The organism is Methylobacterium organophilum, assembly GCF_022533465.1.
Classification (GTDB): domain Bacteria; phylum Pseudomonadota; class Alphaproteobacteria; order Rhizobiales; family Beijerinckiaceae; genus Methylobacterium; species Methylobacterium organophilum.
This window is the reverse complement of record NZ_CP092848.1, coordinates 3580352-3605526: the sequence shown is the minus strand read 5'-3', so window position 1 is coordinate 3605526 and position 25175 is coordinate 3580352. Positions and strand designations below refer to the sequence as shown.

Annotated in this window: 27 protein-coding genes; 17 read left to right on the top strand and 10 right to left on the bottom strand. The window is 71.4% G+C overall.

The window, feature by feature from the left end; genetic code table 11:
• The first annotated feature begins 115 nt into the window (after positions 1 to 115).
• Genes MMB17_RS16960 through lpxK form a run of 3 tightly spaced genes read left to right on the top strand, consistent with a single transcriptional unit; the run spans position 116 to position 3206 of the window.
• Complete coding sequence (locus tag MMB17_RS16960) at positions 116 to 889, top strand: lysophospholipid acyltransferase family protein (protein ID WP_238310967.1); 774 nt, start codon at positions 116 to 118, stop codon at positions 887 to 889.
• Entirely contained in the window at positions 886 to 2190 is a 1305-nt protein-coding gene (locus MMB17_RS16955) for a 3-deoxy-D-manno-octulosonic acid transferase (RefSeq protein WP_241099648.1), read from the top strand. The genes MMB17_RS16960 and MMB17_RS16955 overlap by 4 nt, the downstream gene beginning before the upstream one ends.
• 14 nt (positions 2191 to 2204) lie before the next feature.
• Positions 2205 to 3206 (top strand): tetraacyldisaccharide 4'-kinase, encoded by a 1002-nt coding sequence (lpxK, locus tag MMB17_RS16950; protein WP_241099647.1) that lies wholly within the window; start codon positions 2205 to 2207, stop codon positions 3204 to 3206.
• Here lpxK and MMB17_RS16945 read toward each other — a convergent pair.
• Complete coding sequence (locus MMB17_RS16945) at positions 3203 to 3424, bottom strand: DUF2093 domain-containing protein (RefSeq protein ID WP_238310964.1); 222 nt, start codon at positions 3422 to 3424, stop codon at positions 3203 to 3205. The two genes, lpxK and MMB17_RS16945, sit on opposite strands and share 4 nt — an antisense overlap.
• Before the next feature lie 140 nt (positions 3425 to 3564).
• On the opposite strand from MMB17_RS16945, the gene MMB17_RS16940 reads away from it, so the two are divergent.
• The 6 genes from MMB17_RS16940 (at position 3565) to hydA (ending at position 9160) form a co-directional block, all read left to right on the top strand.
• Complete coding sequence (locus MMB17_RS16940) at positions 3565 to 3966, top strand: cytidine deaminase (RefSeq protein ID WP_241099646.1); 402 nt, start codon at positions 3565 to 3567, stop codon at positions 3964 to 3966.
• Positions 3963 to 4772: a purine-nucleoside phosphorylase gene (locus MMB17_RS16935; protein WP_241099645.1), complete on the top strand. Its 810-nt coding sequence runs from the start codon at positions 3963 to 3965 to the stop codon at positions 4770 to 4772. The genes MMB17_RS16940 and MMB17_RS16935 overlap by 4 nt, the downstream gene beginning before the upstream one ends.
• Positions 4773 to 4788: 16 nt before the next feature.
• Positions 4789 to 5514 (top strand): deoxyribose-phosphate aldolase, encoded by a 726-nt coding sequence (gene deoC / locus MMB17_RS16930; RefSeq protein WP_241102220.1) that lies wholly within the window; start codon positions 4789 to 4791, stop codon positions 5512 to 5514.
• Positions 5511 to 6821 (top strand): thymidine phosphorylase, encoded by a 1311-nt coding sequence (gene deoA, locus MMB17_RS16925; RefSeq protein ID WP_241099644.1) that lies wholly within the window; start codon positions 5511 to 5513, stop codon positions 6819 to 6821. The genes deoC and deoA overlap by 4 nt, the downstream gene beginning before the upstream one ends.
• A gap of 82 nt (positions 6822 to 6903) precedes the next feature.
• Positions 6904 to 7632, top strand: a complete 729-nt coding sequence (locus MMB17_RS16920) for an aspartate/glutamate racemase family protein (protein ID WP_241099643.1) — start codon at positions 6904 to 6906, stop codon at positions 7630 to 7632.
• Between the two features lie 103 nt (positions 7633 to 7735).
• Positions 7736 to 9160, top strand: a complete 1425-nt coding sequence (gene hydA / locus MMB17_RS16915) for a dihydropyrimidinase (RefSeq protein WP_241099642.1) — start codon at positions 7736 to 7738, stop codon at positions 9158 to 9160.
• A gap of 259 nt (positions 9161 to 9419) precedes the next feature.
• On the opposite strand, the gene MMB17_RS16910 is transcribed toward hydA, so the two are convergent.
• The gene (locus tag MMB17_RS16910; RefSeq protein WP_241102219.1) at positions 9420 to 10391 is read right to left on the bottom strand and encodes a GlxA family transcriptional regulator; all 972 of its coding nucleotides are present in this window, start codon (positions 10389 to 10391) and stop codon (positions 9420 to 9422) included.
• A gap of 75 nt (positions 10392 to 10466) precedes the next feature.
• Here MMB17_RS16910 and MMB17_RS16905 point away from each other — a divergent pair, with 75 nt between their 5' ends.
• Complete coding sequence (locus MMB17_RS16905; RefSeq protein ID WP_238310957.1) at positions 10467 to 11126, top strand: DJ-1/PfpI family protein; 660 nt, start codon at positions 10467 to 10469, stop codon at positions 11124 to 11126.
• 419 nt (positions 11127 to 11545) lie between these two features.
• Here MMB17_RS16905 and MMB17_RS16900 read toward each other — a convergent pair whose 3' ends face one another.
• Complete coding sequence (locus MMB17_RS16900; RefSeq protein WP_241099641.1) at positions 11546 to 11800, bottom strand: hypothetical protein; 255 nt, start codon at positions 11798 to 11800, stop codon at positions 11546 to 11548.
• 189 nt (positions 11801 to 11989) lie between these two features.
• On the opposite strand from MMB17_RS16900, the gene MMB17_RS16895 reads away from it, so the two are divergent.
• Positions 11990 to 12211, top strand: coding sequence for a hypothetical protein (locus MMB17_RS16895; RefSeq protein WP_241099640.1), 222 nt, complete (start codon positions 11990 to 11992; stop codon positions 12209 to 12211).
• Between the two features lie 35 nt (positions 12212 to 12246).
• Here the strand turns inward: MMB17_RS16895 and MMB17_RS16890 are convergent, their stop codons facing one another.
• From MMB17_RS16890 to mgtE, 3 genes are all read right to left on the bottom strand, one after another.
• Complete coding sequence (locus tag MMB17_RS16890; protein ID WP_241099639.1) at positions 12247 to 12921, bottom strand: metal ABC transporter permease; 675 nt, start codon at positions 12919 to 12921, stop codon at positions 12247 to 12249.
• Positions 12922 to 13100: 179 nt separating this feature from the next.
• Positions 13101 to 13514 (bottom strand): EF-hand domain-containing protein, encoded by a 414-nt coding sequence (locus tag MMB17_RS16885; protein ID WP_241099638.1) that lies wholly within the window; start codon positions 13512 to 13514, stop codon positions 13101 to 13103.
• 140 nt (positions 13515 to 13654) lie between these two features.
• Positions 13655 to 15022 (bottom strand): magnesium transporter, encoded by a 1368-nt coding sequence (gene mgtE / locus MMB17_RS16880; RefSeq protein WP_238310952.1) that lies wholly within the window; start codon positions 15020 to 15022, stop codon positions 13655 to 13657.
• A 306-nt stretch (positions 15023 to 15328) separates the two neighbouring features.
• Here mgtE and pqqA (MMB17_RS16875) point away from each other — a divergent pair, with 306 nt between their 5' ends.
• Both pqqA (MMB17_RS16875) and pqqA (MMB17_RS16870) read left to right on the top strand, forming a co-directional pair.
• Positions 15329 to 15418 (top strand): pyrroloquinoline quinone precursor peptide PqqA, encoded by a 90-nt coding sequence (gene pqqA / locus MMB17_RS16875; RefSeq protein ID WP_091970034.1) that lies wholly within the window; start codon positions 15329 to 15331, stop codon positions 15416 to 15418.
• A gap of 56 nt (positions 15419 to 15474) precedes the next feature.
• Complete coding sequence (pqqA, locus tag MMB17_RS16870) at positions 15475 to 15564, top strand: pyrroloquinoline quinone precursor peptide PqqA (RefSeq protein WP_109951178.1); 90 nt, start codon at positions 15475 to 15477, stop codon at positions 15562 to 15564.
• Between the two features lie 173 nt (positions 15565 to 15737).
• On the opposite strand, the gene ldtR is transcribed toward pqqA (MMB17_RS16870), so the two are convergent.
• The 3 genes from ldtR to MMB17_RS16855 all read right to left on the bottom strand — a co-directional run bounded on the left by ldtR (position 15738) and on the right by MMB17_RS16855 (position 17963).
• Positions 15738 to 16250 (bottom strand): transcriptional regulator LdtR, encoded by a 513-nt coding sequence (ldtR, locus tag MMB17_RS16865; RefSeq protein WP_238310951.1) that lies wholly within the window; start codon positions 16248 to 16250, stop codon positions 15738 to 15740.
• Between the two features lie 163 nt (positions 16251 to 16413).
• Positions 16414 to 16887: a DUF6163 family protein gene (locus MMB17_RS16860; RefSeq protein WP_238310950.1), complete on the bottom strand. Its 474-nt coding sequence runs from the start codon at positions 16885 to 16887 to the stop codon at positions 16414 to 16416.
• A 14-nt stretch (positions 16888 to 16901) separates the two neighbouring features.
• Positions 16902 to 17963 (bottom strand): enoyl-CoA hydratase/isomerase family protein, encoded by a 1062-nt coding sequence (locus MMB17_RS16855; protein ID WP_241099637.1) that lies wholly within the window; start codon positions 17961 to 17963, stop codon positions 16902 to 16904.
• Positions 17964 to 18203: 240 nt separating this feature from the next.
• On the opposite strand from MMB17_RS16855, the gene hemB reads away from it, so the two are divergent.
• From hemB to MMB17_RS16835, 4 genes are all read left to right on the top strand, one after another.
• Positions 18204 to 19256 (top strand): porphobilinogen synthase, encoded by a 1053-nt coding sequence (gene hemB / locus MMB17_RS16850; RefSeq protein ID WP_238310948.1) that lies wholly within the window; start codon positions 18204 to 18206, stop codon positions 19254 to 19256.
• Positions 19249 to 19635 (top strand): hypothetical protein, encoded by a 387-nt coding sequence (locus MMB17_RS16845; RefSeq protein WP_241099636.1) that lies wholly within the window; start codon positions 19249 to 19251, stop codon positions 19633 to 19635. The genes hemB and MMB17_RS16845 overlap by 8 nt, the downstream gene beginning before the upstream one ends.
• 81 nt (positions 19636 to 19716) lie before the next feature.
• Positions 19717 to 20196 (top strand): RDD family protein, encoded by a 480-nt coding sequence (locus MMB17_RS16840; protein ID WP_238310946.1) that lies wholly within the window; start codon positions 19717 to 19719, stop codon positions 20194 to 20196.
• Between the two features lie 124 nt (positions 20197 to 20320).
• Entirely contained in the window at positions 20321 to 21067 is a 747-nt protein-coding gene (locus MMB17_RS16835; protein ID WP_238310945.1) for an arginyltransferase, read from the top strand.
• A gap of 10 nt (positions 21068 to 21077) precedes the next feature.
• On the opposite strand, the gene MMB17_RS16830 is transcribed toward MMB17_RS16835, so the two are convergent.
• Entirely contained in the window at positions 21078 to 25133 is a 4056-nt protein-coding gene (locus tag MMB17_RS16830) for a Pls/PosA family non-ribosomal peptide synthetase (RefSeq protein WP_241099635.1), read from the bottom strand.
• Positions 25134 to 25175 lie beyond the last annotated feature (42 nt).

The window sequence follows — 25175 nt, the reverse complement described above, 5'->3', positions numbered from 1 at the left end:
TAGACAGCCGCCGATCTCCGCGGACTCGCCGCGGGGCCCCCTCCCCGGTCACCGGATCCACCTCCGACCACGGCCGGCGCGGGCGCCGGATCGCCTCAGGAAACGACGCTCCCGCATGGGCGTGATCAAGACCATCGGCCGCACCCCCCTCGTCCAGCGCCTGCTCGCACGCGTCGCGTCCCGCTATCTCGCCTGGGTGCGGCGCTCCAACCGGTTCACCGTGGTGCCGGGGGACGCCTATGCCCGGCTCGACGCGATCGGGCCCTTCATCGCCGGGATGTGGCACGGCCAGCACATCATGGTCCCCTTCCTGCGCCGGCCCCAGGATCGTGTCGCGACGATCATCTCCCGCTCGCCGGACGGCAACATCAACACCATGGCCCTGGAGAGGCTCGGCATCCGGGTGATGCGCGCCTCCGGCGCCCGCGGCCGGGTGGTGCGCGACGTCCGGGCCAAGGGCGGTGCCGAGGGCCTGCGCGCCATGGTGAAGGCGCTGAAGGGCGGCGAGACCGTCGCCTTCTCGGCCGACGTGCCCAAGCTCTCCCGCATCTGCGACGCGGGCATCATCATGCTCGCCCGCTTCTCGGGCCGTCCGATCGTGCCCGTCGCCGTGGTGACGAGCCGGCACATCCGCTTCAACAGCTGGGACCGGGCCTGCCTCGGCTTGCCGCACGGGCGCGGCGCCATGGTGTTCGGCGAGCCGATCCACGTGCCCCGCGAGGTCGAGCCGGCGGAGGTCGAGGCCCTGCGCCTGAAGGTTCAGGCCGAGATGAACCGGGTCCACGATCACGCTTATGCCCTGGTCGGCCGTCAGGATCGGGTCGGTTACCGCGGCCATGCCGAGCCCCCGGCCGCCCTGGAGAACGACGGCTTGAGGAATCCCGCGTGAGGGTCCCCCCGATCCCGGTCACGCTCCGGGCCTATCGCTGCGGCCTGACCCTCGGCGAGCCGGCCATCGCGGGCCTGCTCGCCTGGCGCTCCCGCCGGGGCAAGGAGGATCCCGGCCGCCTTCCGGAGCGGCGCGGTCTCCCGGGCCGGGCGCGGCCGGTGGGCAATCTCGTCTGGATGCACGGGGCGAGCGTCGGCGAGGCCCTGTCGCTCATCGGCCTCGTCGAGGGCATGATCGCCCGCGGCCTGTCGGTGCTCGTCACCACCGGCACCAAGACGGCGGCCGAGCTGCTCGGCACCCGCCTGCCGGCCGGCGCCGTCCACCAGTACATGCCCCTCGACGCGCCGCGCTGGGTGAGCCGCTTCCTCGATCATTGGCAGCCCGACCTCGCCGTGATCGCCGAGTCCGAGCTGTGGCCGAACACCATCCTCGGCCTTCACGAGCGCAGGATCCCCCTCGTCCTCGTCAACGGCCGCATGTCCGAGCGTTCGGCCAAGGGCTGGGGGCGCTCCCCGCGCACGGCCCAGGCGCTGCTCTCCCGCATCGCCGTCTGCCTCGTGCAGACGAACGACGATGCCGCCCGCTTCGCCCGGCTCGGCGCCCCGCGCATCAGCGTCGTCGGCAACCTGAAATACGATTCCGCCATGCCGCCGGCGGATGCCCAGCAGCTCGCCTATCTCGGCGACCTCGTCGGCAGGCGCCCGGTCTGGGTGGCGGCGAGCACGCATTCGGGCGAGGACGCCCTCGTCGCGCGGGCCCATGCCGCACTGAAGGAGCGCCTGCCCGGCCTACTCACCATCATCGTGCCCCGCCATCCCCGCCGCGGGGACGAGGTTGCCGCCTGCGTCGCGGCCGAGGGCCTGCGGGCGAGCCGCCGCTCCAAGGGCGGGCGGCCGCACGGCCAGGTCGAAGTCTATATCGCGGACACGATCGGCGAGGTCGGGCTGTTCTACCGCCTGAGCCCCCTCGTCTTCCTGGGCGGCTCGCTGGTGCCGCACGGGGGCCAGAATCCGATCGAGCCGGTGCGCCTCGAGGCGGCGGTGCTGCACGGCCCCCATATCGGCAACTTCCTCGAGCCCTATCGCGCCCTCGACGCGGCCGGGGGGGCCCTGGCGGTCACCGACGCGGCGGAGCTGACGACCGCGGTCGGCGATCTCCTGTCGGATCCCGCCCGCATGGCGGCCATGGCCGAGCGCGGGCATGCCGCCCTGGCCCCCCTCGAAGGCGCCGTCGCTCGGACGCTCGCCGTGCTCGACCCCTATGTCGCGCAGATGAAGCTCGCGGCCCGGGGCCTCTCGTGACCGAGGCCTGAGGGGTGAGGCCGCCCCGCTTCTGGTCGGCCCCGCCCGGGCACCCGGCGGCGCGCCTGCTCGCGCCGCTCGGTGCGGCCTACGGCGCGCTGACCGCCGCGCGGATGGACCGCCCCGGGATCGCGGCCCCCTGCCCCGTGCTCTGCGTCGGCAATTTCACCCTCGGCGGGGCCGGCAAGACGCCGACGGCCCTCGCCCTGGCGGATCTCCTGCGCGAGGCCGGGCTGCGACCGGCTTTCCTGAGCCGCGGCTATGGCGGCCGTCTGCCCGGTCCCGTCCGTGTCGCGCCGGAGCGCCACCGGGCGGAGGAGGTGGGCGACGAGCCGCTGTTGCTGGCCCGGGCGGCCCCGACCGTCGTCGCACGGGACCGGCCCGCCGGGGCCCGGCTCTGCGCCGGGCTCGGCGCGGACGTGATCGTGATGGATGACGGCCTGCAGAATCCGAGCCTCCTCAAGGATCGGGCGCTGGCCGTGGTCGATGCGCAGGTGGGGCTCGGCAACGGCCTGCCCTTCCCGGCCGGCCCGCTCAGGGTGCCCCTGGCCCGGCAATGGCCGCACGTGACGGGCCTCGTGCTGATCGGCGAGGGCGCCGCCGGTGCGGCGGTGGCGGCCGAGGCGCAGGCGCGCGGGCTGCCGGTGCATCGCGCCCGCCTGGAGCCGGACGCGCCGGATGCCTTCGCCGGACGGAGGGTCTTCGCCTTCGCGGGAATCGGGCGGCCGGAAAAGTTCTTCGGCACCCTCGCCGCCGCCGGCGCGGAGATCGTCGGGCGCCGGCCCTTCCCGGACCATCACCCCTTCCGCCAGGCCGAACTGGCCTCCCTCGCCGAAGCGGCGGCGCGGGCGGGGGCGGCTCTCGTCACCACCGAGAAGGATGCCCTGCGTCTGCCGCCGGGCTTCCGAGAACGCGTTGCCGTGCTCGCCGTCAGGCTGCGCTTCGAGGATCGGCAGGCCCTCCACGCGCAGCTCGCCGGGCTGAGCGGGTGGAGGAAAAGCGCCGCGTCGCCTTAGGCTTCGCCGGCTTCCTTCATGCGCTGCATCACCGCCTCCGGCGTCGCGTAGGCCTCCTGGCGGTCGACGCTCCAGTAGCGCAGGTCATCGAGGGGGATGGCCTCGCCGGTGACCGCGCAGCGCACGAAGCTGCCGGGCTTGATCACGCGCATGGTGCCGTCGCCGTACTCGACCTTGGCCTCGCCGGCCGGCGTTCCGCGGTCGTATCGACCGAGCATGGGCTGACTCCGTTCCGGGTGAAAGGATCTCGCGAGGGTCATAGGTCCCGGCCGAGGACTTGTCGATGCGGCTCTCGACAGGGGCGCCGACGGCGGGCCAAACATCCCTCGTCGGAGCGTGTTGCCGAGGTGAGGAGCCGATGACGGAAGAGGTCGCCGCCCTGTTCGAGGCGGCTCGGGCGGCCCGCGCGCGGGCCTATGCGCCCTATTCGCGTTTTTCCGTCGGGGCGGCCGTGCTCGACGGGGAGGGCCGCATCCATGCCGCCTGCAACGTCGAGAACGCCGCCTATCCCGTCGGCACCTGCGCCGAGGCCGGTGCCATCGCCGCCATGATTGCCGGCGGCGGCCGTGCGATCCGGGCCATCCTCGTGCTCGGCGACGGGGACGCCCCGGTCACGCCCTGCGGCGCCTGCCGCCAGCGCATCCGCGAATTCGCCCGGCCCGAGACGCCGATCCACGTGGCCGACCCGAACGGCCTGCGCCTGTCGCTCACCCTCGACGCGCTCCTGCCCCACGCCTTCGGCCCGGAGAATCTCGCGTGAGCCCGGAAGCGGCCCTCGCCCGTGTCCGGCAGGCGGGGTTTTCCGGCGACTATGCCTGTGCCCTCGTCTGCGGCACCGGCCTCGGTGCCCTGGTCGAGGAGATCGAGGCGCCGCGCACCCTCCCCTACGCGGAGATCCCCGGCTTTCCCCCGCCCGGCGTCAGCGGCCATGCCGGCAGGCTGCACGAGGGCCGCATCGCCGGGCGCGCGGTGCTCGTCTTCGAGGGCCGCAGTCACGCCTACGAGCGCGGCGACCCGGCGGCGATGCGTCGGCCCCTGGCCCTGGCCGCCGCGCTCGGGACGAAGGCCCTGCTTCTCACCAACGCCGCGGGCTCGCTGATGCCGCAGGCCGGCCCGGGCGGCCTCGTCGCGCTCTCCGACCATCTCAACCTGTCGGGCATGAACCCGCTGATCGGCGAGCCGAGCGACGGGCGCTTCGTGCCCATGGTCGATGCCTACGATCCCGCCCTGCGCGCGACCCTTCAAGAAGCGGCACGGGCCTGCGGCCTGTCCCTGCCCGAGGGGGTCTATGCCTGGTTCTCGGGTCCGAGCTTCGAGACCCCGGCGGAAATCCGGATGGCTGGCCGCCTCGGAGCCGACCTCGTCGGCATGTCGACGGTGCCGGAGGCGATCCTCGCCCGCTTCCTGGGCCTCCGGGTCGCCGCCGTCTCGGTGGTGACCAACTTCGCCGCCGGCTTCGGCGCGGGCGATCCGCACCATGCCGAGACCAAGGCGGTGGCGGCGCGGGCGGGGGCGGATCTCGCGCGGCTGGTCGCCGCCTTCGTCGCGCGGCTGCCGGCCCCGTGATACGAGGGCGCCGATGATGAACGCTCCCGACATCGCGGCCCGCGCGCTGCCGCTCCTCGACCTCACCGATCTCGGCGAATCCTGCACCGAGGCGGCCGTGGCGGCCCTGTGCCGGGACGCGGCCGCTGGGCGTGTCGCGGCGATCTGCGTTTGGCCGGCCTTCGTCGCGCAGGGGGCGCGGGCGCTGGCGGGGACGGGAATCAGGATCGCGACCGTGGTCAATTTCCCCGCCGGGGACGAGGATCCGGACCCGGTGGTGGCGCAGACGCGGGCCTGCCTCGCGGACGGGGCCGGCGAGATCGACCTCGTCCTGCCCTATCGCGCCCTTCTGCGCGGTGAGGAGGCGACCGCTTGCCGGATGGTCGAGGCCGTGCGGGCGGCCTGCGCCGGAGCCTGCCTCAAGGTCATTCTGGAGACCGGCGAACTCCGCGACCCGGAGGTGATCGCCCGGGCGAGTGCCCTCGCCCTCGCGGGCGGGGCCGACTTCATCAAGACCTCTACCGGCAAGAGCCCGGTCTCGGCGACGCCCGAGGCGGCGGAGGCGATGCTGACCGTGCTGAAGGCGCACGGCGCGGGCGGGCTCAAGGTCTCCGGCGGCCTCCGCACGGTGGCGGATGCCGCCCTCTATCTCGCTCTCGCCGACCGGATCATGGGGCCGGGCTGGGCGGGCCCCGACACCTTCCGCATCGGGGCGAGCAGCCTCTACGCGGCGCTGGTCGATGCGCAGGAGACGGCACGATGAGGCTCCCGCAGGAGATCATCCGGGACAAGCGCGACGGCAAGGCGCTGGCCCCGGAGGAGATCGCCGGCTTCATCGCCGGGCTCACCGACGGCGCGGTGACCGAGGGCCAGGCGGCGGCCTTCGCCATGGCCGTGTTCTTCCGCGGCCTCTCCCTCGACGAGCGGGTGGCGCTGACGCAGGCCATGACCCGCTCGGGCACGGTGCTGAACTGGGACCTGCCCGGCCCCGCCCTCGACAAGCATTCCACCGGCGGGATCGGCGATGCGGTCAGCCTCGTGCTCGCCCCGATGGTGGCGGCCTGCGGCGGCTACGTGCCGATGATCTCCGGCCGCGGCCTCGGCCATACCGGCGGCACCCTCGACAAGCTCGAGAGCATCCCGGGCTACGACGCCACCCCCGGCCTCGACCGCTTCCGCGCCGTCACCCGGGAGGCGGGCTGCGCCATCATCGGCCAGACCGCCGACCTCGCCCCCGCCGACAAGCGGCTCTACGCCATCCGCGACGTGACCGGCACGGTCGAGTCCCTCGATCTGATCACGGCCTCGATTCTGTCGAAGAAGCTGGCCGCCGGGCTCGATGGCCTGGTGATGGATGTGAAGACCGGTTCGGGGGCCTTCATGGAAGACCGAGAGGCCGCCCGCGCCCTCGCCCGAAGCATCGTCGCGGTGGCGAACGGCGCCGGCTGCCCCACCGTGGCGCTGGTGACGGACATGGACGCGCCGCTGGCCTCCGCCGCCGGCAACGCCGTGGAGGTGGCCTATTCCATCGACTACCTGACCGGGGCGCGGCGCGAGCCGCGCTTCCATGCGGTCACCATGGCGCTCTGCGCGCAGATGCTGGTGACGGGGGGCCTCGCCGCCGATGCGACGGAGGCCGAGGGCAGGCTGGAGGCGGCCCTCGCCTCCGGCCGGGCGACCGAGCACTTCGCGCGCATGGTCGCGGCCCTCGGCGGTCCGGCGGATCTGGTCGAGGCCCCGCAGCGGCACCTGCCGCGGGCACCGGTGATCCGACCGATCCTTCCGGAACGGGCGGGCATCGTCGCCGGGGTGGCGACCCGGGCGATCGGGCTCGCGGTGATCGGCCTCGGCGGCGGCCGCACCCGGCCGCAGGACGGTATCGACGGGAGCGTCGGCTTCTCCCGCCTCGCCCGCCCCGGCGACGCGGTCGGGCCGGAGGCACCCCTCGGCCTCGTCCATGCCCGCGACGAGGCGGCGGCGGAGCGGGCGGCGGCGGCCCTGCGGGCGGCCTACCGGCTCGGCGAGGCGGCGCCGGAGATCGGACCGGCGGTGCTCGAACGGATCGGGTGAGGCGCCTCCGCCGGTCGGGGCGGGCGGACCTCGCCGGGTCCGCGCACGCTCCTTGCGTCGCCCGGCGCCGGAAACGAGCCCCATGCGCATCCTGCTCATCAATCCGAACACGTCCCCGGCCGTGACCGCGCTGCTGGCGGGCCATGTCCAGGCGATGTCCGGCGACGAAGCCGCCTTCGTGCCGGTGACCGGCCGATTCGGCGCCCGCTACATCGCCAGCCGGGCGGCCTCGGCGGTGGCCGCCCATGCCGCCCTCGACGCCCTGGCCGAGCACGGCGCCGGCTGCGACGCGGTCTATCTCGCCTGTTTCGGCGATCCCGGGCTGTTCGCCCTGCGCGAGATCGCGCCGGTCCCGGTGGTCGGCATGGCGCAGGCCGCCTGCGAATGCGCCTGCGCCCAGGCGGACCGCTTCGGCATCGTCACCGGCGGGGCCCTGTGGGGGCCGATGCTGACGGAGCTCGTGGCGGGGCTCGGCCTCGCGGAGCGGCTGTCCGGCATCCGCACCGTGGCGCCGACGGGGGGCGAGATCGCCCGGGATCCGGAGGCCGCCCTCGGCCTTCTCGCCGCGGCCTGCCGGGCCTGCGCGGAGGAGGACGGCGCCGGGGCCGTGATCCTCGGCGGTGCCGCCCTGGCCGGCCTCGCCGGGCGGATCCAGCCCGCCGTGCCGGTCCCCGTGCTCTGCTCCGTGGAGGCAGGCACCCGCGCCGTCCTGGCCGCGGCGCGGGCGGGCGCTTCGCTCCGGATCGCTCATCCCGCGACCGAGAGCGTCGGCCTCGGCCCGGGCCTCGAACGCCTGCTGGCCGGCCGGTGAGCGCGTCAGGGAGGGCAGCGCCCCGTCCGCAAACGAGCACTCGAAACACGCGGCCCGGCTGAGTAGCTTCCGCCCGCGCCCGAACCCTGAGACGAAGAACAACATGCCCGAATTCGACCTCGCGATCCGCGGCGGCACCGTGGTGACCGCCGCCGACACCTTCCCGGCGGAGATCGGCATCCGCGACGGGCGCATCGCGGCGGTGGCGAGCCGCGTCGGCGACGCCGCCCGCACCATCGATGCGGGCGGGCTGCTGGTGCTGCCCGGCGGCATCGACAGCCATGTCCATATCGACCAGCCCTCCGGCCCCGGCATCGTCATGGCCGACGACTTCGCCTCGGCGACGCGGGCCGCGGCGGCGGGGGGCAATACCTGCGTGATGCCCTTCGCCCTGCAGCCGCGGGGCGAGTCCCTGCGGGAGGTCGCCGCCGCCTACCGGGCCAAGGCGGAGGGGCGCTGCCACATCGACGTGGCGATCCACTTGATCGTCTCCGACCCGACCCCGGCGGTGCTCGGCCAGGAGCTGCCGGCGCTGATCACCGCCGGCTACACCTCCTTCAAGGTGTTCATGACCTATGACGACCTCGTCCTGAACGACCGCCAGATCCTGGAGGTGTTCGAGGTCGCCCGCCGCGAGGGCGCCCGGGTGATGGTGCATGCGGAGGGCTACGACACGATCCGCTACCTCTCCGAGCGGCTGGAGCGCAGCGGGCAGACCGGCCCCTACGGCCACGCCCTGTCCCGGCCCCAGCCGGTGGAGCGCGAGGCGGCCCACCGCGCCATCACCCATGCGGAGCTCGTCGACCTGCCGATCGTGATCGTCCACGTCTCCGGCGAGGAGGCGATGGAGCAGATCGCCTGGGCCCAGGGCCGCGGCCTGAAGATCCACGCCGAGACCTGCCCGCAATACCTCACCCTCACCGCCGAGGACATGAAGGGCCTGGGCGCGGACGATCCGATCGCGGGGGCGAAATATGTCTGCTCGCCGCCGCCGCGGGACGCGGCGAGCCAGGCGGCGATCTGGTCCGGCCTGCAGCGGGGCGTGTTCGACGTGGTCTCCTCCGACCATTGCCCGTTCCGCTACGACGATCCCCAGGGCAAGCTGAACCCGAAGGGGCGGACCTCCTTCCGCTGGATCCCCAACGGCATCCCCGGCATCGAGACCCGGCTGCCGCTCCTGTTCTCGGAGGGGGTCTCCAAGGGCCGGATCTCCCTGAACCGCTTCGTGGCGCTGACCGCGACCAACCACGCCAAGCTCTACGGGCTCTATCCCCGGAAGGGCTCGATCGGGCCGGGCTTCGATGCCGACCTGACCCTGTGGGACCCGAAGCGGCGGGAGACCATCACCCAGAAGAACCTCCACCACGGTTCGGATTACACGCCCTGGGAGGGCTTTGCCGTGACCGGCTGGCCGGTGATGACCATTGCCGGCGGCCAGGTGATCGCCGAGGAGGGCCGCATCCTGTCCGAACCCGGACGCGGCCGCGTGCTCGACCGGACCATCGACCGCGCCGGCCCCTTCGCCTGAGGGCGGCGGGGCGAGGCAGAAGGGTGGAGCATTCGGATCTCGAGGGCCGGGATCTGCACTCGGCGTCGTCTGCTCGTCCGAACCTTCCCGGCGGTTCGTCCGATCAGGAGGGGGGCGTGACGCTTGAGGCTGAGCGTCGGCATCACGGCAATGTCGGCGATCCGCCGCATGTGGCCTTTCTACGTCCGACCCATTCGGGACAGCACGTGATCCCGATTCCGATCCAAGACGCGGCCCTCGCATGTCCTTGCGGGTCGTCTCACATATGGAAGCGGTCGCGGTAGGCTTGTGGGACGATCCCGAGGTGCCGCAGGAAGGCGCGCCGCATGGTTTCGGTCGAGCCGAAACCGCATCGGGCGGCGGCTCGCGTGACGCTTACCCCCTCCTCCAGATGCCGCCGGGCGCCCTCCACCCGGATCAGCTCGACCCCCTCGGCGGGGGTACGGCCCGTGCCCGCGCGGTAGCGTCGGCAGAACGTGCGAAGGCTCATGCCGGCTTGATCCGCCAGCGTTGCCAGCGACAGGTCGCGGTCGAGATGCGCTGCGATCCAGCCGTGCAAGGCCTCGAAGGTCCCGTCGGCCGACTGGAGCGCGAGCGCGGTGCTGAACTGCCCCTGCCCGCCCGGACGCTTGAGAAACACCACGAGTTGGCGTGCCACGGCCAGCGCAAGCGCCCGGCCATGGTCCGCTTCAACCATCGCCAAGGCCAGGTCGATCCCCGCCGTCACGCCCGCCGACGTCCAGATCGAACCGTCCCGCACGAAGATGGGCTCGGGATCGAGGAGGACGGCGGGGTAGCAAGCCCTGAACTCGGCGCAGCGCTGCCAGTGCGTCACCGCCCGGCGTCCGTCCAATAACCCCGCTTCGGCGAGGAGGATCGCACCGCTGCAAACGGAGGCGGTCCGGGTCGCGAGCGGTGCGCGTCGGCGGATCCAGTCGATCAGTTCGCCATCGCGCCGCGCAGCGTCCACGCCGTATCCGCCCGAGACGATGAGCGTCCCGATCGCGTCCCCGCAGATCCGAGCGTTCTCGGTCTTCAGGCCGATGCCGGAGCTGGTGACGATGTCGGACTCGAGAGAAACGAGGGCGATCTCGTAGGGCTCGGGCGTCCCGCGGGGTGTCAGGTCGTTGGCCGTGGCGAAGACCTGCGCCGGACCGGTCACGTCCAGGATCTGTGCCCTGCCGAAAACAAGGATCTCGACACGATGGGGAGGCCTTCGGACGATTGGCATGAAACGAGCGATGATTGGCGCGATTGCCAACTCGTCCCGCGATAAGGTTCCTCCGTCAAGAGGAGGAACGAATCCATGACGCTTCGCTTCGGTATTCTCTGTTTCCCCGGTGTCCAGCAACTCGACCTGACCGGCCCCTACGAGGTCTTCGCGTCCGCCGAGGGCGCCACGGTCCATCTCGTCTGGAAGAGCCTCGAACCGATCCGATCGGCGACGGGCCTGATGCTGATCCCCGACACGACCCTTGCCGAAGCCCCGGATTTCGACGTCCTCTGCGTGCCGGGCGGCAGTGGAATCAACGCGCTCCTGACGGACGAGACGGTGCTCGCCTTCCTCCGGGACAAGGCATCGCGGGCACGGTTCGTCACATCCGTCTGCACGGGATCGCTCGTGTTGGGGAAGGCGGGGCTTCTGGCCGGCCGGCGCGCCACCACGCACTGGAACGCGCTAGACTTCCTGCCTCGCTTGGGCGCGACCTCGGTCGAGCAACGCGTCGTGCAGGATGGCTCGCTCATCACCGCCGGCGGCGTGACCTCGGGTATCGACTTCGGACTGATCGTCGTCGCGGAGCTGATGGGTCGCGAGGAAGCCGAGACGATCCAGCTCGCGCTGGAATATGCGCCGGCACCCCCCTTCGACGCCGGTCTTCCGAGCACGGCCCCGCCTTCGATCGTCGAGGCCGCAAGAGTCCGCATGGCCGGGTCACGACGGGAGCGGGAGGCTCTGCTCGGCTGACCGAAGACGGGCGCCGGAAGGTCCGTTCTTGTACGTTGAAACCGAAGAGGACCGTCCGGACTCCGCTCATGACAGCCACTCTGCATCCGCTCCGCCGTCAGCCGCGCGGCGAGCCTGAGTGGTTCCCGACAGAAGGGATTTGTCTTGCCGCGATGCTGGCCGTCGAATGACCGTCTCGGCCATTCGGCCGTGATGCGCGCTGCTCAGGCTTGGCGTTTTCCGGTCGCTCCACGACCGGCGGCGGGGAGTCTGCGGCGAGCCGGGTCGCCCCCTCGTCCGGTGGGTTGCCTGTGTCGGGCATCCCTTTGAACACGTGACAGGCGTCCGGTCTCGCGCCGGCGATCCGCACCCTGCGGGGCAAAAAGAAGGGCCGGCTCCGGAGAGCCGACCCGTCGGGACGAACGTCTTTGGCCGCGCTGTCAGCGGGCGTGGTGCGTGCGCAGGTGGCCCGAACGGCCGACCGAGCCGGTCGCCACCTCGTTGCCGAGGGGGGCGGCGAGGTCGCTGCGCGCGGTGGTGGCGTAGCCCTGCCCGATCAGCGGGCTCGCCGCGCTGCCGAGGGCGGCGGCGGCGGGGATGCCGGCGGGGGCGGTGAAGCTCTGGGCCAGGGCGGCGCCCGGCACAGCGAGGCCGGCGGCCAGGGCGAGGGCGGCGATCGTGCTGCGTGCGGTCATGGAAAAGCTCCGTCGTTGGCATGGCCCGTCCCGAGGCGGGCCGTCCTGTGCGATGCGGCGGAGATGGGGCGCCGTCCCGCGGCTCGACGTGCGCCGCAGCACATCGGAATCGGGCCGCACCGGCCGCTTTCCACGGAACCCGCCCGGGCCCCGCCGCCTATCCCGGAAAGGGTGCAGCGGAGTCGCGTGATGGGCGAGACGAAACGGAACGGGCTCGAAGCCTATGCCAGGGAAGCGGATCGCCGCAGCGGCCGGGACGAACCGTCCCCCGGCCCGCATTCCCCGCCGCCGCCGCGCCGCGAGGACGAACCCGAGGCGGGCGGCTACGAGCGCCATCCCCGGGACGAGGGGGGCGAAAGCCGCCGCCGGACGGGCGACGGCAATGCCAAGGGCGGCTACGGCGCCGGTTGAGCCGGCGCCGCCCTCCCCCCCCCCGCAGGTGCTGCTCACATCGGCGGGGTCAGGCCGTCCTTGCCGACCGCGACGAGCTTGCCGGTGAGTGTGTCGCCCTCCTTGGCGGCCACCACGAAGATCTTGCCGCCCGGCGTCAGGATCGCCTTGTCGGCCGGCTCGAAGGCGACGATCGGCGCCTTGGGCGGCACCACGATCGTCTTCGAGGCCTCCTTGTCGTAGGTGACGGTGAGGGTCTTCTCGCCCTCCCCGCCCTGGCTCGCCTTGACCGTGCCGTTGGTCATGGCGCTCTTGACCTTGGGGGCGCCGGAGGTGGCCTTCACGGTGCCGTTGGTCATGGCGCTCTTCACCTTGTCGCCGCCGGCCGTCTGGTCGGTGATGGCGTCCCAGGCGTAATGGCCCTCGCCGGTGCCGCGCATCGATTCGGGGAAGATCACCACCTCCAGGGCGGTCGGCGGGTTCTCGCCCTTGGTCGCCGTGCCGATGAAGACGCCGTCCGTCACGGCGTCGAGGCTCGACTTGACCACCCAGGCGTAATTGGCCCCGTCGAGGGCCACCGTCTCGGACTTGCCGTCGAGGGTCTTGATGGTGACCGAGCCGGCTTCCGCCTTCTCGATGGTGCCGCGCACCCGCTCCAGCTGGGGCGCGGCGAGCGCCGAGCCGGTGAGCGCGATCAGGCCGGCCAGGGCCGCGGTAAGGGAACGTTGCATCTCGATAATCCCCGTTCGGTTGCCCGGGGAGTTATGGAGCGGCGGATCGGCGCGAACAGACTTGCGTGCAAGCGAATGGCGGGCAATCGAGCTTATTTTCCGCTTACGATCCCGTGAGCGGACGCGAAAAGGCCGCCCCGGATCCCCCGGAGCGGCCCGTATCGCCCGTCTCGGGACGCTTACTTGATGAGCTTGACCAGGGCCTTGCCGGCCGGGGTCTTCAACTCCTTGGCGTCCAGGGTGCCGTCGTTGTCCGGGTCGGCTTCCTTGAACAGGGTCTCGACCAGGGCGAGGTATTCCTTCTTGTCGAGGGTGCCGTCGTTGTCCGGATCGGCCTTCTTGAGGTCGGCGGCGCTGAGGCGGCCCTTCAGCTCCTTCACGTCGAGGGTGCCGTCGTTGTCGGGATCGAGCTTGGCGAAGGTCGCCTCCGCGGCGGCCTGGACCTCCTTGAGGTCGATCGTGCCGTCATTGTCGGTGTCGATCTGCTTGATGATGCTCGCCGCGCCCTTCTTGGCGAAGGCCGGGCCGGTCACGGCCGGCAGAACCAGGGCTGCGGCGGCGAGGAGAAGCACGTTCCGGTTGATCTTCATCATGCGTTCAACTCTCCCATACTGGGGGATGATCGGGACGCCATCGAGAGGCGCGGCAGCGTAGCCGCACCGTCAAATGGAACACAGACCCGATCTTGCAATGCGGCAATGCCGGTCGGGTAAACCCGGCAAGGCAGGCCGGCTCACAGCAGGGTGCCCCTCAGGATGAGCAGGGCCACCGTGAAATAGATCACGAGGCCGCTCACATCGACGAGCGTGGCCACGAAGGGTGCCGAGGCGGTCGCCGGATCGAAGCCGAGGCGCTTCAGGGCGAAGGGCAGCATCGAGCCGGCCATGGAGCCGAAGGTGACGATGCCGACCAGCGCCGCGCCGACGGTGGCCGCGACGAGGGCCCAATGCGGCCCGTAATCGTAGAGGCCGGCCTTCTGCCAGATCACGATCCGCGCGACCGCGATCAGGCCGAGGATCGCGCCGAGCGTCACGCCGGTCGGCAATTCGCGCAGGGCCACGCGCCACCAGTCGCGCAGGCGCACCTGTTCCAGCGCCAGGGCCCGGATCAGCAGCGAGGTCGCCTGGCTGCCCGAATTGCCGCCCGAGCTCATGATGAGCGGGATGAACAGGGTAAGGACGATCGCCTTCTCGAGCTCCCCCTGAAAGCCCTGCATGGCCGAGGCGGTGAGCATCTCCGACAGGAACAGCACGCAGAGCCAGCCGGCCCGCTTCCCGATCATCGTGAGGAAGCCGATATCCATGTAGGGCTGGTCGAGGGCGGCCATGCCGCCGAAGCGCTGCACGTCCTCGGTCTGCTTCGCGACCATGGCGTCGATGATGTCGTCCACCGTGACGATGCCGATGACGTGGCCGACCGAATCGACCACCGGCAGCGCCAGCAGGTCGTATTTCGAGATCAGCCGGGCCGCCTCCTCGCGGCTCGCATTGGGCGAGACGCTCAAGGGGCGCATCCCCGGGGCGACGCTCAGCACGCTGTCCATGGGCTCGCCGGAGATGAGGCGGCGCAGGGGCACGGACTTGGCGAGCACCTGGGTGCGCGGGTCGAGCACGAAGATCGCGTAGACCGTCTCGCGGGTGCGCTCCACCTGGCGGACATGGGCCAGGGTCTCGGCGACCGTCCAGGTCGCGGGCACGCTCACGAACTCGGTGGTCATCAGCGAGCCGACCGTCTCCTCACCATAGGCGCTGAGCCGGTCGATCGTGCCCCGGGTCTCGGCGTCGAGGCGCGCCCGCAGGTCGGAGCGGCCGGGCTCCTCGATCTCGCGGAAGAGGTCGGTGACCCGGTCGGCCGACATGCCGGAGAGATAGGCGCCGACCCGGTCGCGCGGCAGCATCTCGACGATGTCGGCCGCCTGCTCCAGCTCCGGCTGGTCCAGCACCTCCACCGCCTTCTCGTGGGGCAGGCTCACCAGGATCGCCGCGGCGACCTCGGGCGCCTCCTCGTTCAGGGCCTCGACGATGTCGGCGGCCCGCTCGTCCGCGAGCCGCGCCGCGAGCACCGAGGGATCGATTCGGTTGGTGGCAGGACTCTCGCTCATCGACTCGGCACTCGTCTGCGGGATTCTGGCGGCTCCGCACGGCCATGGTCGCGTGCCGATTGCAACCCCCCGCCTGCGGCCGTCAGGCGGCGGTGCATGTCGTGCGGGGGTTAAAAACCGGCGATATCGTCCCCATATCCCTGGTCGGTAAGGGGAAATTTGGTTCCAAACGGTGCGTTGGAGGCGGGTGCGACCCCGGAATCTGCACTTTCTCGCCGTTCTGTGAGAAATATAAGTGTCGTGTCCACTTGAGTTGCGCCCAACAGATCGCCTATGTTTTCCCCGTCAGCACGAAGGAGATCCGCCATGAAGTGGTCTGCCCCGGTCGTTCAGGAAATCTGCGTCGGCATGGAAGTCACCAGCTACGAGTCGGCGGAGATCGACACCTTCAACTGAGGTGTCCGGGCCCCCGGGCCCGATCCTTCATCCCCTCTTATCGCAGGAGAAACGTCATGAAGTGGTCTGCTCCGATCGTCCAGGAAGTCTGCGTCGGCATGGAAGTCACCAGCTACGAGTCCGCCGAGATCGACACCTTCAACTAAGAAGGTCGTCGCCGGGCTTCCGGTGAACGGGGCGCCTCCCGCGAGGGGGGCGCCTTTTTCATGGGCGCTGCCCGGACATGAAAAAGCGGCGAGGGCCGGACGCTTCCCGGCGTCCGGCCCTCGCCGCTTCCGGGGACACGCGCGGGGCGCGTCCCGGATCCGAAGCCCGCAGATCAGAGCTTGTAGCGGATCTGGTCGGTCCAGAAGCGCTCCAGGCGGCCGAGGGCCTGGTTGAGCCGGCCGAAATCGTCGTCCGAGATGCCGCCGATCGGCTGGATCGTGCGGGAATGCTTGTCGTAGAGCCCGCGGATGATCTCGTGCACCTCCCGGCCCTTCTGGGTCAGGCTGATACGCACCGAGCGGCGGTCGGTCTTGGAGCGGGCGTGATGCAGGTAGCCCGCCTCGACCAGCTTCTTGACGTTGTAGGAGACGTTGGAGCCGAGATAGTAGCCCTTCGAGCGCAGCTCGCTCGCGGTGAGTTCCTTGTCGCCGATATTGTAGAGCAGCAGGGCCTGGACGCTGTTGACGTCCTCGCGGCCGCGGCGCTCGAACTCGTCCTTGATCACGTCGAGCAGGCGGCGGTGCAGCCGCTCGACGAGATGCAGGGCCTCCAAGTAGGCGCCGGGGGCGTTGGCCTGATCTTCGGTGGAGTTGGTGTCGATCACCTTCGCAGTCTGGGATTTCATGGGACGCCTCTGTCGATCTGTTCGTTCCGGCTCCGTGCTGTTCGGCGCCGCTTATGGGGCCAAGCTAGGGTCCGCGAATGAAAAGCGGTTTAAGCGACAGGATGAATTTGCGATTTACCTCTCTCGGTAAATGCAAAATGAAACCATCTCCGTAACTATCCGTTCACCGGATCTCGCGCGCCGCCGCGAAAGAAATGACAAAGTATATCGCCACGAAGACTGCCTGCGCGATCACGAAAGGCAGCGACATCGGCAGGAGCTGCGGCGTGGTGAGCGCCAATGTCAGGGTGCTCGTCGCCGCGAGCAGCCAGACCACCCCGCCCCAGGCGCTGGTGAGCCACAGGCCGATGGCGGCCACGAAGTCGATCACCGCGAGATAGACGATCACCGCCTGCCGCCCGAGCGGCTCCGATTCGAAGGGACGCCCGCCCGGCAACACGTCCAGGATCTCGGCCCATGTCGCGAGCCCCTTGGCGATCCAGACCAGGGCGGCGATGCGCATGAACCAGACCAGCACCGTGTCCCACTGGGTCTGCTGCTTGCTCGGCGAACCCTCGATCCGGTCGTCGGCGCTCTCCCAGCCGCGGGCGCGTCCGCGTCCGTCCCGGGTGGTCGCGACCTTGTTGAGACCCCGCAAGGCTTCCCCTCCCCTCAATCGAAACGCGGCTCTGCGGATGCGAGCGGCCCGAAGGCGGCGGCGATCCCCTGCGGGTCGACCGCGTCGAGCCGGTCGGGCTGCCAGCGCGGCGCGTTGTCCTTGTCGACGATGACGGCGCGCACGCCCTCGTAGAAATCGGATCCGCGCATCACCCGGTCGCAGAGCCGGTACTCGGTGAGCATCGCCTCGGCAAAGCTCAGGCCGGGGCCGCGCCGCATCTGCTCGAAGGCGATCGACAGGCTGGTGGGCGAGCGGGTGCGGATCAGCGCCGCGGTCTCGCCCGCGAAGGCCGAGCCCGCCTCCGCCGCCGCGTCGAGCCGGGCCAGCACCGCGGCGACGCTCTCCGCGCCGAAGCCATCATCGATCAGGGCGCGCTCCTGACGGAAGATCTCCGGCTCGGGCGGCGCGGCCGCGAAGCGCTGGAGGGCCGCCTCGACGGTGGGCGCCTCGGCCAGGGCCGTAACGAGGGCCTCGAAATCCTCGGCCTTCGCGAAATGGGTGGCGAGCCCGGCTTCGAGGGCGTCTCCGGCGCCGATCCGGCCCCCGGTGAGGGCGAGATAGGTGCCGAGCTTCCCCGGCAGCCGGGGCAGGGCGTAGGTGGTGCCGACATCGGGGAAGAAGCCGATCCCCGTCTCCGGCATGGCGAGCAGGTACTTTTCCGAGGCCACCCGGTAGCGCCCGTGCAGGGAGATGCCGACGCCGCCGCCCATCACGATGCCCTCGACCAGGGCGATATAGGGCTTGGGAAAACGCTTCACGGCGGCGTCGAGGCGGTACTCGGCCTCCCAGAAGGCCATGACCTCCTCGTGCCGCCCGGCCCGGCCGAGCTCGTAGATCTTGCGGATGTCGCCGCCCGCGCAGAAGGCGCGCCCGCCGGCCCCGCGCACGGCGACGCGGGTGATCGCCGGATCGGCCGCCCAGGCCTCGAGCCGGCCCCGCATCGCCTCGACCATGGGCAGGGTGAGGGCGTTGAGCGCCTTCGGCCGGTCGAGGGTGACGAGGCCGAGGGCGCCCCGCCGCTCGAACCGGATCTCCGCATCCACCTGTTGCGCCATGCTGTCGGCCTCCCGGATCGCTGCTTAGAGCCCCGGCCGATCCCATGGCAATCGGGCGCGCCCCCGCGTCCCGCCCCGCGCCGGCCTGATCCGGCTCCTTCGGGGCGCGCTGCGACCCCGTGCCCGGGGCCATCCCTGCGGCGATCCGACCGCGCCCCTGCGTGCCGACCGGTTTCGGGAGGAAATCCGGATGTGCTAGGCCCCGCCTCGCCGCGCCTTCCGCGGCCCGGAGATCCGAGCATGCCGAACGAACCGCGCCCGCTCGCCGTCGAGACCGCGCGCGAGGCCGCGCCCGGCGCGAGTCCCCTCGGCATCACCCAGCGCCCCCGCCGCAACCGCAAGGCGGACTGGTCGCGCCGCCTGGTGCGCGAGCATACCCTGACCGTGGACGACCTGATCTGGCCGCTCTTCGTGATCGAGGGCGAGCGCCGCCGGGAGCCCATCGCCTCGATGCCCGGCGTCGAGCGCCTGAGCGTCGACGAGATCGTGCGCGAGGCCGAGCGGGCCGCCCGCCTCGGCATCCCCGCGATCTCCTTCTTCCCCTATACCGATCCCTCCTTGCGCGATCCCACCGGCTCGGAGGCCCTGAACCGGGACAACCTCGTCTGCCAGGCCGTGCGGGCGGTGAAGAAGGCCGTGCCCGAGATCGGCGTGATGACGGACGTCGCCCTCGATCCCTATACGAGCCACGGCCATGACGGGCTGATCGAGGACGGGGCCATCCTCAACGACGAGACCGTGGCGGTGCTGGTGGAGCAGAGCCTGATCCAGGCCGAGGCCGGCACCGACATCATCGCCCCCTCCGACATGATGGACGGGCGCGTGGGCGCGATTCGGGCCGGGCTCGACCGGGCCGGCTACCGGGACGTCCAGATCATGGCCTATGCCGCCAAATACGCGAGCGCCTTCTACGGGCCGTTCCGCGACGCGATCGGCACCAGCGCGGCCCTCGTCGGCGACAAGCGCACCTATCAGATGGATCCCGGCAACGGCACGGAGGCCCTGCGCGAGGTCGCCCTCGACCTCGACGAGGGGGCGGATTCGGTGATGGTGAAGCCCGGCCTGCCCTATCTCGACATCATCCGCCGGGTGAAGGACGCATTCGGCGTGCCGACCTTCGCCTATCAGGTCTCCGGCGAGTACGCGATGATCGAGGCCGCCGCCCGCAACGGCTGGCTCGACGGCGAGCGCGCCATGACGGAGAGCCTGCTCGCCTTCAAGCGGGCCGGCGCCGACGGCGTCCTCACCTATTACGCGCCGCGAGTGGCCGAGCGCCTGCTCGGCCGTGCGTGAGATCTTCCGGGCCGGGCTCGCCGTCGCGGCCCTGACGAGCCTCCTCTCCGCCTGCGGCAGCGGCGTCGATCCCCGTCGGGCCGAGATCTGCCGCCAGGCCGTGCCGGCGCTCGCGCCGGCCGGCGCGGTGCCGGAGCTGCTCCGGGTCGGCGCCGGGCCGGGCAAGCAGACCGTCCGGGTCGATTACCGCGTCGCCGGGCGGGGCGAGGCGGCGGGCAAGGCGCGCTGGGTCCTGTGCGGCTTCGGGCCGGGCGACGAGCTCGCCGGCGTCGCGACCGAGGGCGGCCCGCTGGGCGGCGCCGCCCTGTACCTGCTGAAGCGCTACTATCTCGGCAGCCCTGAGGCCCGGAGCGCGGCGCCCGGCCTCCCGTCGCGATGAGGCGGGCGGGATCTTGAGCGGGGCCGTCCGGCCCCCCATGTCCTGGCCGACGACGATTTCGTCCGCGCCGAGGACGCCGCCATGACGAACCCCCAGCACGGCTACGCCGAACGCTACGAGACCTACGCCCCCGCGATGCCCGTGCCCTATGTCCGGGCGAGCCTCGGGGCGCGCTTCGTGGCCTATCTCCTCGACATCGTGTTCATCTTCGGCTTCACGGCGCTGCTCGCCACCGCCATCGCGGTGCTGGGCGTGGTGACCTTCGGCTTCGGCTGGACGCTGTTCGCGATCCTGCCGGCGAGCGGGATCCTGTACAGCGCCCTCACCGTGGGCGGCGCCCGCCAGAGCACGCTCGGCATGCGCATGATGGGCCTGCGGGTGGTCGCCCCGGAAAGCGGGCGTCCGGTCGACGTGATCACCGCGGCGGTGCACGCCCTCCTGTTCTACCTGGCGATCTCGACCTTCCTGCTCTGGTGCCTGGACATCCTGTTCGGCCTGGTTCGCTCGGACCGCCGGCTGGGGCACGACCTGCTCCTCGGGCTCGCGGTGGTGCGCCCCTGAGGGCCCCGCGCCTCAGAAATTGCTGTCGCATGGCCTTCATGGCCAGTTGAGCGCGGCCGCGACAGCGCTACACTCAAGGGCAGGCCGGCGCCCGAGCCGCCGGCTATCGAGGCCAGCCCCGAGCGTGACGAGCCACCCGCGCGACACCCCGCAATTCTACCTCACGGCCCCCTCCCCCTGCCCGTATCTGCCGGGCCAGGAGGAGCGGAAAGTGTTCACCCATCTCGTCGGCCGACGGGCCCGCGACCTCAACGAGATCCTGACGCAGGGCGGCTTCCGCCGCTCGCAGACCATCGCCTACCGCCCGGCCTGCGAATCCTGCCGCGCCTGCGTCTCCGTGCGGGTCGTGGTGGACGACCTGACGCTCACCGGCAGCCAGAAGCGTATCCTCCAGCGCAACGCCGACCTCGTCGGAACGCCCGAGCCCAACCGCCCGGCCTCCGAGCAATACGCCCTGTTCCGCCGCTACCTCGAGGCGCGGCACGGGGATGGCGGCATGGTCGACATGACCGTGCTCGACTACGCGATGATGATCGAGGACAGCCACGTCGACACGCATCTCGTGGTCTACCGGCCCCGGGGGCCGGACACGGCGATCAACGGCCGCGGCAAGGGCGCGCCGGTGGCGGTCTGCCTGACCGACGTGCTCGCCGACGGCCTGTCGATGGTCTACTCGTTCTACGATCCCGAGGAGGCGAGCCGCAGCCTCGGCACCTACATGATCCTCGATCACGTCCAGCGGGCGCGGGCCCTCGGGCTGCCCTACCTGTATCTCGGCTACTGGGTCGAGGGCTCCCGCAAGATGGACTACAAGGCCCGCTTCCGCCCGCAGGAGCGCCTGATGCCCCAGGGCTGGGTGCGGGTGGAATAGGCCCCTTCCGTCACGCCGCCTTGGCGTGCACCACCGGCACGGCCGGCGCCCCCTCCCATTCCGAATGGCTCGGCAGGGACTCGCCCTTCATCACGATGGTGAGGGGGCGCAGCTGCGCGTAGTCGCCGACCCGGGTGTCGTAGAGGACGGTGGAGAAGGCGCCGACCGAGACCCCGCGCCCGACCTCGACCCGGCCGACCTTCATGATGCGGTCCTCGTAGAGATGGGTCTGAAGGGCCGAGGTGCGGTTGATCGCCGAGAAGTCGCCGATGCGCACGCAGTCGAACTCGGTGATGTCGGTGGTGAGCATGCACACCCCCTGGCCGACCTTCACCCCGAGCAGGCGCAGCACCCAGGGCAGGAAGGGCGTGCCCATCAGGTGCTCCAGCAGCACCTTGCCGGCGAGGCCCCAATAGGCGACGGCGATGGCCTCGGTGCGCATGGCCCACCAGGACCACATCGGCCGCATGCCCGGCCGGTAGACGCCCATCAGCAGCCATTTCAGGGCGATGACGGTGGAGGTCTGGATCAGGGCGATGATCACGCTCGCGGCCACGAAGGAGACGGCGAGGCCGGCCCAGTCGCGCTCCAGGATCGCCGGGTAGAAGTACCAGTCGATCGCGCAGATCGCGAGGGTCAGGTAGAGCATCGGCGAGAACGAGGTCGCGAAGGCCTCGAACACGCCCCGGCGCAGCTTCGGCCACACGCCCGGCTCGTAGGTCTGGGCGGTGGAGCCGAGATCGACCTTCTGGCGCACGGGCAGCTTGATCGGGGGCGAGCCGAACCAGGTCTCGCCCGGCGCCATCTCGGCATTGGCCGGCGGCTTCGACTTGATGCCGATCAGCACGTCGTCGGGGATGTCGGCGCCCGGGGGCACCACGCCGTCATTGCCCACGAAGACGCGGGCGCCGGTCCTGACCTCGTGCAGGTGCATCCAGCCCCGGCGGATCTCCTCCTCGCCGAACACCACCTCGTCGGCGATGAAGTTCTTGAAGCCCACCTCCGCGAGGTCGTGCCGGCTGCCGAGATTGGTCGAGATCTCGGCGCCCTTGCCCATCCGCGCGCCCATCAGGCGGTACCAGGCCCGCATGTAGACGGTGGCGAAGAGGGAGGAGAGCGTCTCCAGCGTCACCTCGCTCGCCAGCGCCACCAGCCACTTGCGCAGGTAGAAGCCCGACCAGATCGAGTAGGTGCCCGCGCGCCGGCGCGGCAGCACCGCCCAGCGGATGCCGGCGATGAGCAGCACCGTGCCCGCCGTCATCAGCATGGCGGTGGGCCAGGTCAGCAGCGGCAGATAGGCGTGGTAGTCGATATCGGTGATCTCGGAGAGCTGGTCCGAGATCTGGTCGAAGAGGTAGAAGGCCGGGAAGATCGGCAGCAGCCCGACCGCGGGAATCGCCGCGAGCAGGAAGGCATAGGCCGCGGTGAAGGCGGCCCGCCGCGCCGGGCTCGCGGTGGCGGGCTCGGGCAGATCGGCGAAATTGACGGTGCCGACGCGCCGGCCGGGCGAGCCGTCCCAGGATTCGGCGGTGCCGACCTCGGTGCCCGCCGGCACGGTGGTGAGGTCGGCGAGTTCCGCATGGTCGCCGATCACCGTGTTGGCGCCGACGACGCAGGAGCTGCCGATGGCCACGTCCTCGCCGATCGTCGTGCGGCCGATGACGAGCTCGTTGCCGACCACCTCGGCATTGGCGATGACGAGCCGGCCCCCCAGGGAGGAGCCGCGGCCGATGCTGAGCAGGTCCGGCGCCCCGACATCGATGTCGGAGATGAGCACGTCCGGGCCGATCTTCGCCCCGAGCAGGCGGAGATAGGCGGTGATGGCCGGCGAGCCCTGCAGCCACTTGATGTGCACCAGGGGCGTCAGGCGCTGGGTCAGCCACCAGCGGAAGTAATAGCTGCCCCAGAGCGGGTAGCGTCCCGGCCGGGTCCGGCCGAGGATCAGCCACTTCGCCGCGACGGCGATGCAGGCGGTGACGAAGTTGATGCCGATATAGACGAGCAGCAGGACGCCGAGCTCGGCCCAGAAGCCGAGGCTGCCGCCGGTCAGCAGCAGGTAGGTCACGAAGATGCCGAGCCATTGCGCGGTCGCCAGCGCGATCACGAAGGGCAGCGCCACGGCCTGGGCCAGCCCGCAGAGCGCCCGGCGCAGGAGCGGGGGCGCGACGAATCCGAGATCGCGGATCGCCGCCTGCGCGCCCACCCCGCCCGTGCGCTCGATCAGCGCCTGGGCCATGCTGCGCAGCGTCCGCTTGGCGTAGACGTCCTGCAGGGTGATGCCGGCCAGCGCCGGGATCTCGCGCACCGCGCCGACGAAGCGGGCGGCGAGCAGCGAATGCCCGCCGAGATCGGCGAAGAAATCCGCCTCGAAGCCGATGGGCTGGTTGCCGAAGACCTGATGCGCGGCGGCGAGCAGGGCGGCCTCGGTCTCGTTCTCCGGCGGCTCCTGCTCGCCCTCGGTCGCGGCCACGGTGAGGGGCGCGATCCGCAGCGCCTTGCGGTCGACCTTGCCCGAGGTGAGGCGCGGCAGCGTCTCCACGCTCTCGAAATGGCCCGGCACCATGTAGGGCGGCATCTCGCGGGCCAGCGTCCGGCGCAGGGCGGGCAGGTCGAGGGCGGCGCCGCGCTCGGGCACGAGGAAGGCCACGAGCCGGTCCACGCCGTCGTCCTGCCGCAGCACCACGGCGGCCTGGTTGATGCCGTCCTGCGCCCGGATCCGCGCTTCGATCTCGCCGAGCTCGACCCGGAAGCCGCGGATCTTGACCTGATCGTCGATGCGGCCGTGGAAGAGGATGTTGCCCTTCGCGTCGAGGGAGACGGCGTCGCCCGAGCGGTAGAGCACGGGATCCGCCCCGTCGGAGGGGTAGGGATTGGCGACGAATTTCTCCGCCGTCAGCTCCGGGCGCTGCAGGTAGCCGCTGGCGACGCCGGGGCCGCCGATCAGGAGCTCGCCCTGCTCGCCGGGGCCGAGCAGGTTCAGCCCCTCGTCGGCGACGTAGATCGTGTAGTTCGGGATCGGGCCGCCGATGGTGACGGGCTCGCCCGGCCGCATCTGCGCGGCGGTCGCGACCACCGTGGCCTCGGTCGGGCCGTAGGTGTTGAAGAGCTGGCGCCCGTTCACGGCCCAGCGGGCCACCAGCGGCTCGGGCAGGGCCTCGCCCCCGAGCAGGACCAGGCGCACGCTCTCCAACTCGCCCGGGATCATGGCGAGCAAGGTCGGCACGGTGTCGAGCACCGTGATCCCGTTCTGCGCGATGATCGCCGGCAGGCTCTCCACGTCGCCCATCATGGCGGGGCTCGCCACGAACAGGGTCGCGCCGACGAGATAGGGGACCCAGATCTCCTCCATGGAGAGGTCGAAGGCGACCGAGGCGCCCTGGAACACCACGTCGTCCGCACGCATGCCGTAGAGCGCGTTGCCGGAGCGCAGGAAGTGGCAGATGTTGGCGTGGCTGATGACGATGCCCTTGGGCACGCCGGTCGAGCCCGAGGTGTAGATCAGGTAGGCCGGGTGCTCCCGGGTCAGGCCCCGGGCGCGCAGGTCCGGCGCGGGGGCGCCGCCGGCGGCCTCCAGGAGCGCGGCGGTGGTGATCAGCGGCGTGCCGGCGGGGGCGGCCGGGCGCAGGGCCTCCGACACGAACAGCGCCTTGGCCTCGGCATCCTTCAGGCAGACGGCCACGCGGTCGGCCGGGGCCTCCGCGTCGAAGGGCAGCCAGGCCGCGCCCGATTTGGTGATGCCGATCTGGGCGACCAGCAGCTCCGGCCCGCGGGCCATCCAGAGGCCGACCACGTCGCCGGGGCCGAGGCCGCGGGCGGCGAGCGCCGCCGCGAGCGCATCCGAGCGCGCATCCACCTCGGCATAGGTCAGGGCGGTCCTGGCCGGATCCGCTCCGTCGATCAGGCAGGGATGGTCCCCCCGCGCCGCGGCGCTCGCGCGGAAGATCTCGGGCAGCAGCTCGTCGCGGACCAAGTCCGGGCGCACGGGGCCGCGCAGGAAGGCGCGCCCTTCGAGAATCGATCCGGAATCCGCCTGCCGAGTCCGGCTCTTCTCGGCGAGACTGCTCATGCACTGCTCCGCTGACGACCCACGCAGGATCGCCGCTCGTCG